The 13,073-nt window shown below is 71.4% G+C and carries 10 protein-coding genes; 6 read left to right on the forward strand and 4 right to left on the reverse strand.

Features of this window, described 5'->3' with window-relative positions; all coding sequences use genetic code 11:
* Nucleotides 1-202 precede the first annotated feature (202 nt).
* Entirely contained in the window at nt 203-646 is a 444-nt protein-coding gene (locus SL103_RS17055) for a hypothetical protein (RefSeq protein WP_069569871.1), read from the reverse strand.
* Between the two features lie 125 nt (nt 647-771).
* Entirely contained in the window at nt 772-3,609 is a 2,838-nt protein-coding gene (locus SL103_RS17060) for a helix-turn-helix transcriptional regulator (protein ID WP_069569872.1), read from the reverse strand.
* 577 nt (nt 3,610-4,186) lie between these two features.
* Here SL103_RS17060 and SL103_RS17065 point away from each other — a divergent pair.
* The 4 genes from SL103_RS17065 to SL103_RS17080 all read left to right on the forward strand — a co-directional run bounded on the left by SL103_RS17065 (nt 4,187) and on the right by SL103_RS17080 (nt 9,542).
* On the forward strand, nt 4,187-4,621 hold the full coding sequence (locus tag SL103_RS17065; RefSeq protein ID WP_069569873.1) for a DUF485 domain-containing protein: 435 nt from the start codon (nt 4,187-4,189) through the stop codon (nt 4,619-4,621).
* Nucleotides 4,618-6,246, forward strand: a complete 1,629-nt coding sequence (locus SL103_RS17070; RefSeq protein ID WP_069569874.1) for a solute symporter family protein — start codon at nt 4,618-4,620, stop codon at nt 6,244-6,246. Before SL103_RS17065 ends, SL103_RS17070 begins: the two co-directional genes overlap by 4 nt.
* Before the next feature lie 82 nt (nt 6,247-6,328).
* Nucleotides 6,329-8,284, forward strand: a complete 1,956-nt coding sequence (acs, locus tag SL103_RS17075; RefSeq protein ID WP_069573829.1) for an acetate--CoA ligase — start codon at nt 6,329-6,331, stop codon at nt 8,282-8,284.
* A gap of 178 nt (nt 8,285-8,462) precedes the next feature.
* The gene (locus tag SL103_RS17080; RefSeq protein ID WP_079145794.1) at nt 8,463-9,542 is read left to right on the forward strand and encodes a hypothetical protein; all 1,080 of its coding nucleotides are present in this window, start codon (nt 8,463-8,465) and stop codon (nt 9,540-9,542) included.
* Nucleotides 9,543-9,698: 156 nt separating this feature from the next.
* Here SL103_RS17080 and SL103_RS17085 read toward each other — a convergent pair whose 3' ends face one another.
* Both SL103_RS17085 and SL103_RS17090 read right to left on the reverse strand, forming a co-directional pair.
* On the reverse strand, nt 9,699-10,913 hold the full coding sequence (locus tag SL103_RS17085; RefSeq protein WP_279631158.1) for a beta-ketoacyl-[acyl-carrier-protein] synthase family protein: 1,215 nt from the start codon (nt 10,911-10,913) through the stop codon (nt 9,699-9,701).
* 231 nt (nt 10,914-11,144) lie between these two features.
* Complete coding sequence (locus SL103_RS17090; RefSeq protein ID WP_069569875.1) at nt 11,145-11,798, reverse strand: TetR/AcrR family transcriptional regulator; 654 nt, start codon at nt 11,796-11,798, stop codon at nt 11,145-11,147.
* A gap of 130 nt (nt 11,799-11,928) precedes the next feature.
* Here SL103_RS17090 and SL103_RS17095 point away from each other — a divergent pair, with 130 nt between their 5' ends.
* Both SL103_RS17095 and SL103_RS39250 read left to right on the forward strand, forming a co-directional pair.
* Nucleotides 11,929-12,891, forward strand: coding sequence for an alpha/beta hydrolase (locus tag SL103_RS17095; protein ID WP_069569876.1), 963 nt, complete (start codon nt 11,929-11,931; stop codon nt 12,889-12,891).
* 10 nt (nt 12,892-12,901) lie between these two features.
* The gene (locus tag SL103_RS39250; protein ID WP_279631159.1) at nt 12,902-13,027 is read left to right on the forward strand and encodes a hypothetical protein; all 126 of its coding nucleotides are present in this window, start codon (nt 12,902-12,904) and stop codon (nt 13,025-13,027) included.
* Nucleotides 13,028-13,073 lie beyond the last annotated feature (46 nt).

Genomic DNA, 13,073 nt, shown 5'->3' on the forward strand with positions numbered 1-13,073 from the left:
GGCAGCCGGGTTCGTGCCCGGCAGTGCCACCCCTGCACGGCCTCGTCCGGCGGCGGGAGCGGCGGTGGTGCCGTGCTCGGTGGGGGGCTCGGCGTCGGGGTGTCGCCGGGGCCGCCGGTCGGACCGCAGCCGTTGACCACGGCCAGGGCCAGGGCCAGGGGTATCCATCGGCTGAGAGGCAGCCGGGGGAGGGGACGTGAGTTCACGACGAGCGCCCCTCGACCGCTCGGCCGGGGAGCCGGTCCCCGCGCAGCGCGTCGAGGAACCGGTCCATCTCCGGTCGCCAGGCACGCCGGACGTTGAGCGGGACAGCCTCGGCGTCCCCGGGGAACCGAAACCGGAAGGTACTCCACAGGGGGCGCCGGCGGACCTGGCCGATCCGCGTGCGGAACTCCTCGTGCGCGACGTCGTACCGCAGCTTCCCCGGCCGGTATCCCGTCGACGCCACCTCGTGGAACAGCACGGAGCGATCGGTGAGGGTGACGAAGAAACTGTCGCCGTCGGCGATACCGCCGGACAGCAGTGTGTACAGGAACGGATGGCGTCCCGAGCCCACGCCCAGGGTCACCACCGGACGGGCGAGCGGGTCGGACTGCCGGACGGCCTCGGCGACTTGGGCCGTGGTGGTGGATTTGATGAGCCCCATGGGTGTCTCCTCGGTAGGGGTGGACGTGACGGCGGGGGAGTTGATGAAGGTACGAACCGGGTGCGGCGGCGTCGCGGTCGGCACCCAGGACATTGCGCGGGCTGCGGGCCCCAGCTGATCGGTCGTCACGGCGACTCATCCGCGTCAGCGTGGGCCAGTGCGCGGGCCAGTCCCGCGCGGCCGTCGATGGCGAGCTTCCCGTAGACGTTGGTCAGGTGCACTTCCACGGTGCGCAGACCGACGAAGAGGCGCTGGGCGATCTCGCGGTTGGTCATGCCCCGGCCGGCGAGGTCCGCCACCCGCCGCTCGGTGGGGGTCAGCGCTCCCACACCGTGGAACGTCCGGGTGCGCGGCCGGTCACCGGCGGCACGCAGCTCCGCGAGCGCCTGATCGGCCAGCGACGTCGCGGTGCACTCGTGGGCGACACTCACCGCCCGCCGCAGGTGCGCACGGGCCTCGGACAGCCGGCCGACCTTGCGGGCGAGGACACCGTAGTCGGCCAGCGCCTGGGCGTACCGCACCCGCGCGGGGGTGCCGTCGAGGAGCCGTACGGCCTCGCCGAGCAGATCGAGTCCCTTCCGCCCGCCGATCACCACTCCCAGGGCGCGCACGGCCACACCGGTCACCTCGGGCACACCCCAGATGCGGGCGAGCCGCAGCTCCTCCTCCGCCAGTGTCCTGGCCGTCTCGCCCTGCCGCAGGGCCGCGTACACCAACGCGGCCTCCGAACGCCAGGGAAAGAAACCGGGGTTGGGCATCCCGCGGGCGCCGGTCCGCTCACCGCAGACCAGGAAGTCGGCCAGCCCTTCCTCCAACCGCCCCTGGGCGCAGCGCAACCAGCCACGCACCATCAGTACGTAGTCATTGATCCAGTTGCCGTTCAGCCGGCCGCTCAGATCGCCGCGTACCAGCAGGTCCTCGGCGTCGGTGAGCTTGCCCTGCCGGAGCAGCGTTTCCGCCAGCGTCGTGATCGCGAACGTGCTGAGGCCGTTGCACGGGCCGACGCCGATGCTGTCGAGCGCCCCCAGCGCGGCCTCCGCGTCGGCCTGGCAGTCCGCGAGACGGCCGCGCCGGCAGTGGATGTTAGCCCGGGTGGTGAGGGCGTGGGCGTAGTGGAAGGCCGAGGTCCCGGGGTGCGCCGCCCGCACCGCCGCGTCGGCGTACGCCAGCGCCAACTCCGTCTCTCCGGCGGCCCCCAGGGAGGTCACCGCGCCGGTGTAGACGATGGACTCGTCGTCCTCCGGGGCCATGCCCTGGCTCAGCGCCAGCCGGGCCAGGGCCACCACTTCGCTTGTTGAGGTACCCGCCATGGCCGCGCGCAGGCTCAACAGGGCGGCCAGGGGCCGCTGCACAGGGCCGCCGGCCGCGTCGGAGACGTCCAGCTCCATCAGCCGTGGCATCACGGCCGGGGCCGAGGTCGCCTCGCTCAGGGCGGTGTGAATGAAGTCGATCTCCAGCCGCAGGGCCTGGGCGGGGTCCGTCGGTCGGACCGCCTCGCTGGTGCGTCGCAATGTCTCCAGCGCGTCGGGGTGCCGGTCGAGAGCCAGGAGCGCGCCGGCCAGCTTGCGGGCGATGGCGGTCTGCTGTGTCGGGGCCGTGGACAGTTCCAGGCTGCGCTCCAGATTGCGGACGGCGACCGGGAGGCTGGAGGTGAGTTCCAGTTCCCCCAGCGTCGCCAGCAGGGTGGCCCGCAGTTCCGCGGTGAGCTCCTCGCGCAGGGCGCGGCGCAGCAGGGCGGCGGCGTGCGCGTCGTCGCCCTGCTCCGCGGCCAGCGTCGCCGCCCGGCCGAGCACCTCCGGCACCCACGGCTCGCCCAGGGGACCGAGCAGCAGATGAGCTGCCACCCGCAGCAGCGGAGCCTCGTGGGCCAGCAGGTGCCGGGCCGCCCGGAGGTGGAGGTCCCTGTGCCGGCTCGGCAGCACCACCGCGGCGACCGCCGTCGGCAGTACGTCGCAGACGAAGGACAGGCCGTGCTCCGTCCCGGTCATCCAGCCCGTGCCCACCAGCCGGTGCGCGGCGTCCGCGACGGCCGGCTCCGGCAGGCCGGTGACCGCCGTGATCAGGTCGATGCCCGGCGCGCCCCCGAGCACCGCGACGGCCTGGGCCGTGGTCACGGCGTGCGGATCGACCTCCTGCATCCGGGTGAGCACGGCCGAGCCCAGGTCGGCCGGGACACGGCCGGTGATCCGGTCCGCCAGCTCCGCCCGGGGGCGCTGCCCGGAAGCCCGTAGCCCGCGCAGCACGGCGTGCAGCAGAAGGGGGTTGCCGCCGGTGGCCTCCCGGCAGGCGACGGTGAACGGCTGCTCAGGGGCCTCACCCAGGACCTGGGTCACCAGCGCCTCGACGGCGTCGTCGGCGAGGCCGTCGAGCGTCAGCCGGTGCTGGAACAGCGGCTCGACGGCGGCCACGGCAGCAGCGTGCGGACGGGCGTCCCCCGGACCGAGCGTGGCGAGCACGACCAGCGGCAGGTTGTCGGCCCTGCGCAGCAGGTACCGCAGCCAGAGGAGGGAGTGCGGATCGGCCCACTGCAGATCGTCGACGGCGATCAACAGCCTTCTCGCACCCGCGAGCCGGACGCACAGCCGGTACAGGCCGCCGAGGGCCTCCGCGTCCTGCGCGGTCACCGCGGACGCCGGTTCGTCCGGCCGCTGCGTCCAGGGGGCCAGCAGCCGGGCGTCGTCCGGAGTCCCGTCGCGGAACGGCTGCTCCGACGGGTCGTCCGCGGCCAGGTGCTCGAAGAGCCGGCGGGCCACGCCGAAGGGCAGGTCGCGCTCCAGCGGGTCCGCGACCGCCGAGACGACGCAGGTCCCGGGGTCCTGGCGGATGTCCGCCAGGGCGGCCCGCAGCAGTGCGGTCTTCCCGCACCCCCAACCCCCGCTGATGACAGCGGAGTCACCGCCGGTCCAGGGGTCCCCGAGCAGCCGGGCGAGCGCGCTCAGCTCACGTTCCCGCCCGATCAGCACCGGACCGCGCCCCGTTCCGTAGGGGGAGTGGTCGCTGCGGGGTTGGTCGGCATGTCACACCACGACTGTCTGGAGGGCGGCCCCCGTCCGACGACGGGGGACACGCGGTCTTACCTGGCTGTGGAGCGGCCGGCCCACCGGCGGCATGAAGGTGACGGGGAGCCCGCATGCGCCGGGGCCGGCAGCTCTGCCCAGAAGGGTGGCGTCGGCCTGTAAGGAATCGGCAATTTTCCGGCAAGGGGCCGGCACGGCGAGCAACGGACCGTGGCCGCGAGATCTTTCGGTGCGTTGCCCCGTACCGCGGTCCCTTAATCCTTCGGTACGGCCCGTCATCCATCGTGGCCGGTCCCGCCCCACACTTTGGCTGAACAAGGGTCATGCGACCGGATGCCGTGCGGCACCGCGCGGCTGTCAGGAGCCGGCTCACGCCGTCCCGTACTCCGCGCCGACCCGAGTCCTCCTGCCGCTCATCGGCCGGCAGGGAGCCCGTTCACCGTCGCCGTGAACCGGTGAGCACCAGCGCCCCGCGGCCGGTCCGGCTGCCGGGCCACTCCGAGCCCCACCACTGGAAAGGCCCATGACCACGCACGCCTCCCCTCCCGACAGCTCCGCGGCCGACGCGCCCGGCGGCACGGGAACCCCGCCCGCCACGGACGACCCCACCGCCGCGGTGTTCCGGACAGCACAGCAGGGCCGGCCGTTCCGCCAGCTCCGGCGCTCACAGCGGGTGTTCGCCGCAGTGGCGACGACCGCGGTGCTCAGCCTGTATCTGCTGTACGTCCTGCTGTCCAGCTACGCGCCCGGCCTCATGACCGGCAGGGTCGTCGGCAATCTGAACGTCGCGCTCTTCCTCGGACTCGCCCAGTTCGCCGCGACCTTCCTCGCCGCGTGGCTCTACACCCGGCATGCGAACCGCCGGCGGGACCCGCTCGCGGAACAGATCAAGGACGGCATCGAGCAGGCCCGCATCCGTGCGCACAGCCACCTCGCGGCGGAGGGGACCGAGGCATGATCACTCAACTTCGGCAGACGGCCCTGGCCGCCCCCGGTGCGGACGGCGGCCGTTGGCTGACGCTCGGCCTGTTCCTCGTCGTGGTGGCGGCCACGCTGGGCGTCACCCTGTGGGCGAGCCGGCAGACGAAGGGCACCACGGACTTCTACACCGGCGGCCGCTCCTTCTCAGGGTTCCAGAACGGCCTGGCCCTCTCCGGCGACTACATGTCCGCCGCCTCGTTCCTGGGTGTCACCGGCACCATCGCGCTCTTCGGGTACGACGGGTTCCTGTACTCCGTCGGCTTCCTCGTCGCCTGGATCCTGGCGCTGGTCCTGGTGGCCGAACCGCTGCGCAACACGGGCCGGTTCACCATGGCCGACGTCCTCGCGTTCCGGCTGCGTCAGCGGCCGGTGCGTACCGCCGCGGGCATCTCGACCATCGTGGTCTCCGTGGTCTACCTCCTCGCCCAGATGGTCGGCGCGGGTTCCCTGGTGGCCCTGCTGCTCGGCGTCTCCGGCGAAGCGCCCAAGAAGTGGATCATCCTGGCCGTCGGCATCCTGATGATCCTCTACGTCGTCGTCGGCGGCATGAAGGGCACCACCTGGGTGCAGATCGTCAAGGCCGCGATGCTGATGGCCGGAACGCTGGTGCTGACCGTTCTGCTGCTGAGCAAGTTCGGGTGGAACCTCTCCACGCTCCTCGGCTCGGCGGCCGAGGCCAGCGGCAAGGGCCATGCCTTCCTCTCGCCCGGCCTGAAGTACGGCGCCGGCCCGACCACCAAGCTGGACTTCATCAGCCTCGGGGTCGCGCTGGTCCTGGGCACCGCCGGCCTGCCGCACATCCTGGTCCGCTTCTACACGGTGCCGACCGCCAAAACCGCCCGGACCTCGGTGAACTGGGCGATCGGGCTCATCGGCGGCTTCTACCTGATGACGCTCGTGCTGGGCTTCGGCGCGGCGGCCCTGGTGGGGCACTCCGCGATCGAGGCCGCCAACCCGGCGGGCACCACGGCCGCCCCGATGCTGGCCGAAGCGCTCGGCGGCGGCCCCGGATCAACCCTGGGCGGCACGCTGCTCGCGGTGACCTCCGCCGTTGCCTTCGCCACCATCCTCGCGGTGGTGGCCGGCCTCACCCTCACCTCGTCCGCCTCCTTCGCCCACGACCTGTTCGCCCACGCCGTGCGCAAGGGGAAGGCCGGTGAGCGCGAGGAGATCAGGACGGCGCGGTTCGCCGCGGTCGGGATCGGCACGGTGGCCGTCGTACTCAGCATGTTCGCCGACAAGCTCAACACCGCGGCGCTGGTGGCCCTGGCCTTCGCCGTCGCCGCCTCCGCCAATCTGCCGACGCTCCTGTACAGCCTGTTCTGGAAGCGGTTCAACACCTCCGGCGCGTTGTGCAGCATCTACGGCGGCCTGCTGACCTCGGTGGTGCTGGTGCTCTTCTCCCCGGTCGTCTCCGGCACCCCGGCGTCCCTGGTGCCCGGTGCGGACTTCCACTGGTTCCCGCTGGAGAACCCCGGCCTGGTCTCCATCCCGATCGGCTTCCTGGCCGGCTGGCTGGGCACCCTCGCCTCCCGCGAGACCGACCCGGACAAGTACGCGGAGCTGGAAGTCCGTTCCCTCACCGGTGCCGGCGCGCACTGACCCGCAGCGCTGCGACGCCGACGCCACCGCAGCGCACCCCTCGCTCCCACACCCGACGAACGACTCCAAGGAACAGCACGTCGTGAACAACGAAAGCCTGGCGAACCTCCTCCACGAGGAACGGCGGTTCGCCCCGCCGGCCGCCCTGGCGGCGGCCGCCAACGTCACCGCCGACGCCTACGAGAAGGCCACCGCCGACCGGATCGGCTTCTGGGCGGAGCAGGCCCGCCGTCTCAGCTGGGCGGTGCCGCCGACCGAGACGCTGGACTGGTCCGACCCGCCCTTCGCCTCCTGGTTCGCCGACGGCGAGCTCAATGTCGCGTACAACTGCGTGGACCGGCATGTGGAGAACGGTCTGGGTGACCGGGTCGCCCTCCACTTCGAGGGCGAGCCGGGCGACAGCCGCACGATCACCTACGCGGAGCTGCAGCGCGAGGTCGCCAAGGCCGCCAACGCGCTGGTGGAACTCGGCGTGGCGGCCGGCGTCCGGGTCGCGATCTACCTGCCGATGATCCCCGAAGCGGTCATCGCCATGCTGGCCTGCGCGCGCCTGGGCGCACCGCACTCCGTCATCTTCGGGGGCTTCTCCGCCGACGCGGTCGCCGCCCGCATCCAGGACGCGGACGCCCAACTGGTCATCACCGCCGACGGCGGCTACCGCCGCGGCAAGGCGTCCGCCCTCAAGCCGGCCATCGACCGTGCGGTGACGAAGTGCCCCACCGTCGAGCACGTCCTGGTGGTGCGCCGCACGGGCGAGCCGACCGCCTGGTACGGGGACCGGGACCTGTGGTGGCACGACGTCGTGGATCGCCAGCCCACCGAGCACCGCCCGCAGCCGTTCCCCGCCGAGCACCCGCTGTTCATCCTGTACACGTCCGGGACGACGGGTAAGCCGAAGGGCATCCTGCACACCACCGGCGGCTACCTCACCCAGGTGTCGTACACCCACCACGCGGTCTTCGACCTGAAGCCCGAGACCGACGTGTACTGGTGCACCGCCGACATCGGCTGGGTGACGGGCCACTCGTACCTCACCTACGGCCCGCTCTCCAACGGCGCCACCCAGGTCCTGTACGAGGGCACCCCGGACACCCCGCACCAGGGCCGCTTCTGGGAGATCGTCCAGAAGTACGGTGTCACCATCCTCTACACCGCCCCCACCGCCATCCGCACCTTCATGAAGTGGGGCGACCACATACCGGCCGAGTACGACCTGTCGTCGTTGCGCCTCCTGGGGTCGGTCGGTGAGCCGATCAACCCCGAGGCATGGGTCTGGTACCGGGAGCACATCGGCGGCGGCCGATGCCCGATCGTCGACACCTGGTGGCAGACCGAGACCGGCGCGATGATGCTGAGCCCGCTGCCCGGCGTCACCGCGACCAAGCCAGGGTCGGCGCAGGTGCCGCTGCCCGGAATCGGCGCGACCGTCGTGGACGACGAGGGGCACGAGGTTCCCAACGGGGCCGGCGGCTACCTCGTGCTGACCGAGCCGTGGCCGTCCATGCTCCGCACGATCTGGGGCGACGACCAGCGCTACCTCGACACGTACTGGTCCCGCTTCGAGGGCAAGTACTTCGCCGGCGACGGCGCCAAGAAGGACGACGACGGCGACATCTGGCTGCTCGGCCGGGTCGACGACGTCATGCTGGTCTCCGGCCACAACATCTCCACCACCGAGGTCGAGTCCGCCCTCGTCTCCCACCCCGCGGTCGCCGAGGCCGCCGTGGTCGGCGCGAACGACCCCACCACCGGCCAGGCCATCTGCGCCTTCGTCATCCTGCGCGGCACCGCCTCGGAATCCGACGCCCTCGCGGAAGAACTCCGCAGACACGTCGCCGGGGAGCTCGGCCCGATCGCCAAACCCCGGCGCATCCTCACCGTGACCGCCCTGCCCACCACCCGCTCGGGCAAGATCATGCGCCGCCTCCTCCGCGACGTGGCGGAAAACCGGGCCCTGGGGGACGTCAGCACCCTCACCGATGCCTCGGTCATGGACGTCATCCAGGCCAAGCTCCCCACCGCCCCGGACGAGGACTGACGACCGACGCCCCGGCCGTCAACAAGCGGTAGCGAGGCCCCGCGGAGGGTGTGAGCCCTGGGCGGGGCCTCGCGTCGGGCCGTCCCGACGACGAGGACCAGAGAGTTCCACCATGCGTCAAGCAGAAGGCCGATTTCTCCTGAAAAAGTTTGTCATAGCAGGTGGCGGAGCCGCCCTGGTGGCAGTCGCCCTCTCCCTCCCCCTGCTCTTCTCCGGCGGGGCCAGTGCGGCCCCCAAGAGGATCTGCCTGACCGGCTCCCTCCGCTTTGACTACCGGTCGGCCGAGAACGGACCCGGCAAACCGTGGAAGACCAAACCGGTACGCAACGCCAACGTCGAACTGTGGGGCCGCGAACAGGCGTTGGGCAGCGTGCGCAAACTCACCACCCAAGCCCTGTTCACGGATGTCTCCGACGGCCGCTTCCGGGCGTGCTACACCCCCGAGGCGGCGTCACAGTCGATGGACCTGATGTGGGTCCGGGTCTCGGCGGAGAGCGGCAAACTCTGGAAGGTCACCAACGAGTCAGGAGCCACCTTCACCTGGAACTCTCCCGTACAGAAGGCTGTTTCGGCCGACAGATCGTTGGGAGCCAGGAAGCCGCCGTTCGGTGACATGCGCGCCTGGCATGCCTTCGACACCGGAAACGAGCTGTGGTGGAAGCGTGGCAACCCCGAGAGCAACTGCTGGAGCGCCCGCGAGACCGACGACAGCACCTGCACCGAACTGACCATGCAGTGGTTCCCGTCGGCGCCTTCCGACGCCTACTACGAGACCGAGCGCAACACCGTCCACCTGGCCGGCGCCGTGCCCGACTCCGAACACACGGTGCTGCACGAGAGCGCGCATTTCCTCCAACACAGGCTGTTCGGCGGCTGGTTCCCGCGGGTCACCCACTGCAACCCGCACTGGGTCGACAAGGCGAGTTCCGACACCTGCGCGTGGGTGGAGGGCTTCGCCGACTCGGCCGCCGCCTACGTCCTGGGTGACTACCGGTACGTCGGGGAGAACGGAATACCCATCAGCTTCGCCCACGACCCCGCGTTCGACAACGGTGACACCGTCCAGGGCAACGTGGGCGGCTCACTGCTCGACCTGTGGCGCACCACCGACGGCGGCACCTGGAACCGCACCATCGCGCTGCTGACCACCCACCACGTCGCCACGTTCCGCGAGTACTTCACCGCGAGGTCTACCGCAAACCTCGACACCGGCGGCAGGGCACGTCAGCTTCTGCGGAACCACACCATCGGCTACTGAACCGGCCGGGCCGTCACCCCCTGCCTGACCCGCATCAACGACCGGCTCGGCGGCGAACGCGTCGGCCCGGCCGCCGAGGCCGCCCAGCTCCTGACATCACGAGTGGGCGGCAACCGGGCGGCCCCATTCGCCGGCGCGGCGGTCAAGGCATCCCCGTCACTTGGTGAGGACGAGACTGACGTTGTGTCCGCCGAACCCGAACGAGTTGGCCAACGCAGCAGACCACTGACCGGTGCGCCGCTTGCCGCGCACGGCGTCCAGTTCCACGTGCGGGTCGAGTTCGTCGAGGTTGCGCGTGGCCGGCACGGTTCCGTCCTTGAGCGCGAACAGGGCGGCCATGGCGCCAATCGTTCCGGACGCGCCCATCATGTGACCCGTCATCGACTTCGTCGCCGTCACCGCGGCGTGGCTGCCGATCGCTCGGCCGATTGCCGCGGCCTCCGCCAGGTCACCGGACTCCGTCGAGGTCGCGTGGGCGTGCACGATCCCGATGTCCGCCGGGGACAGGTCGGCGTCGCGGAGCGCCAGTTCCATGGCGAAGGTCTGGCCCTCCGCGTCGGAGGCCGTGATGTGGTTCGCGCTCGAACTCACGGCACTGCCGGCCAGCGTGCCGTAGGAACGTGCGCCGCGCGCCCGGGCGAACTCGTCGCGTTCGAGCACCATCATTCCCGCGCCCTCGCCCATGACGAACCCGGACCGCTTGACGTCGAACGGGCGGGACACGGCCTCCGGTTCCACGGACTGCGTCGACAGGGCCTTCATCTGGGCGAATGCCGCGAGGGTGAAGGGATGCAGACAGGCTTCCACCCCACCTGCGACGACCACGTCCGCCCGCCCGCTGCGGATCAGATCCTGCCCCAGGGCGAGGGCCTCCGCCCCGGACGCGCAGGCACTCACCGGGGTCCTGGCGCCGCCCTTCGCGCCCAGGTCCATGCTCACCCAGGCGGCCGGCCCGTTGGGCATCAGCATGGGGACCGCGAACGGCGACAGCCGGCGACTCCCGGCGCGTTCGAAGACGTCGTCCTGCCCCAGGGTGGTGAGGACGCCACCGGTCCCCGTACCTATGACGACGGCGAACCGTTCCGGCTCGACCTGCGGAGTACCGGCGTCCTGCCAAGCCTCGCGCGCACTGAGGAGGGCGAGTTGCTCACCGCGGTCCAGCTTCCTGGCCTCGGCCCTCGGAAGCAGCGCGGCAGGGTCCACCGTGAGCCCGGCCGCTACGTGCACGGGCAGGTCCGCGGCCCACTCCTCCTCCAGGAAACGCACCCCCGACTTGCCGTCCAGCAGCGCCGACCACGACGACGGCGCATCGGCTCCCAGGGGTGTCATCGCACCGACGCCAGTCACCAGCACACGACCGTTACGGGTCACACGAGCCTCCTTGAATTGTGCAGTTACCACATAGCGCCTTACTTGCTTTCATGGATCATGTCAGCGGGCAGGAGGGAAATCAGGGTGGGAGACGACCGATTCAAAAGCGCGAGCTTGTCCGACTCCAACAATTAGCGAAGCTGGACTCGTGGCCCCGCAGAAGCTGACGGCGGGTCGCCTGTCGGGCAGGGGGGTGCTGCGCGTACTGCCCGGGGTGGCGGACCGCCCCTCTCAGGAGATCTGAGCCTCGATATGGGCGAGTTGGGCGGCGAGGAGCTCTTCGAACGCGGCGCGGCGGTCTGCTCCGAGGGGGCGGATGTCGCGGGCGAAGTGGGCCAGGGCGGGGAAGCGCTCGGGATCGGCGCCGAGCACCGCGACGCGGAACTGCTCCATGCCCTGTTCGTACTCCTCGGGCGTGATGGTGCTGATGCCCGCCTCGGAGGTGATCAGCGCGGCGAGGAGGATCACGATCCGGTGGTAGCGCGCGGGGATCTCCTGGTCGGGCAGGCCGGCGGTCTGCAGGGCCTGTAGCACCTCTTCCATGACCAGCCGGGATCCGGTGCCGCCGGACCCGTAGCGTCCCCAGATCGCGGAGAGTTGGGGCTGCCCGCCGAAAGCCTCGCGCAGGCGCAGGGCCAGGGCGGTGATGCGCTGCTTCCAGTCGCCCTCGGGGCGGTAGCCGTCCATGGCGGCCAGCAGGATCCGGTCGGCGACCGCGCGCAGCAGTTCGGTCTTGTTGCGGAAGTGCCGGTAGAGGCTGGAGGAGTCGGTCCCGAGCGCTGTGGCGAGCTTGCGCACGCTGAACGACTCGGCGTCGCCCGCGCGCAGCAATTCCGTCGCCGTGTCCAGGATCTCCTCGGTCGACCATCGCCTTCGGCCAGTCATCTCGCCCCTCTCGTCCGGACTCAGCCTACCTGTGCACTTGCTGTTGCACGCACCGCGTGCATAATCGGGGCAACGCACTGTCCGATCGCAACGGCACACCCGGCGTCCGGCCGGGAGGGGAGACGGAGACATGAGCGAGACCACTACCGCGGCACGGCCGCCGGAGCCGGACTTCTCGGCGATCACGACCGAGGAACTGATCGCCTACCGCGACGCCGAGAACCGCTTCCGGGCCTCCGGCGCGGCGCGGACGATCCTCGGGGAGCCGGACCCCGGCGCCACGATCGACTGGCAGGAAATCGCGCTGCCCGGCCGCGACCTGCCGGTCCGGGTGTACCGGCCGGCCCCGACGGGAGACGGCCGAGCCGCAGCCCGAACCGGCCTGCCACTCGTGGTCCACGTCCACGGAGGCGGCTTCGTGGGCACGGCGGCGCAGTGCGACTGGACCAACAGCCACCTCGCCGCGGCGCTGCCCGCGCTCGTCGTCTCGGTCGAGCACCGCCTCCTCGCCCCGGACAGCCCGCTCGTGAACGCCGTCGACGACGGCTGGGACGTGCTCGACCATGTGGTGCGGCACGCCGCGCAGTGGGGCGTCGACCCGGCGCGGGTGGCCGTGTTCGGCGAGAGCTTCGGCGCGCTGATCAGCGCCCTGACGGCCATCCGGGCCCGGGAGGCCGGCCTGGAGCTCACGGCGCAGGTGCTGGTCAACCCCGCGGTCGACGTGAGCGCGACGATGTTCGACCACGCTTCGATGACCGAGTACGCCCACAGGCCGACCCGGGCCCTGCCCCAACTCCGGCTCGTCCAGCGGCTCGCCGTCCCGTCGGGAACCGACGCCCGCGCACTGTCGCCGCTGCACGCGGACGATCTGAGCGGGCTGGCCCCGGCGCTCGTGGTGGTGCCCACGCAGGACGCGCTCGCCGACCACGGCCGCCGCTACGCCGAGCGGCTGCGCGGGTCAGGAACGCCCGTGCGCCTTTCCGAATACCCGGGCGCGAAGCACGCGTTCCTCACCCTGCCCGGCGTGGAACCACAGGCCGAGGCGGCCCAGGCGGAGATCCTCGCGTTCCTCCGCGCGGCCCTGACGAAGTGACGGAGGAGCAATGCACCCCACCCTTGGACCCGACGGCCCGGTCGTCTCCCGACTCGGCCTCGGCTGCATGAGCATGACCGGCAGCTACGGCCCCGCCGAGCGCCACGTGAGACACCAGGCCGTCGCCTGGCCCTGACCTGCACAGCAGGCCGTGGCAATTGCTTCTAAAATGGACATTGCTG

Origin of the sequence: Streptomyces lydicus (genome assembly GCF_001729485.1) — a bacterium.
GTDB classification, from domain to species: Bacteria; Actinomycetota; Actinomycetes; order Streptomycetales; family Streptomycetaceae; genus Streptomyces; species Streptomyces lydicus_D.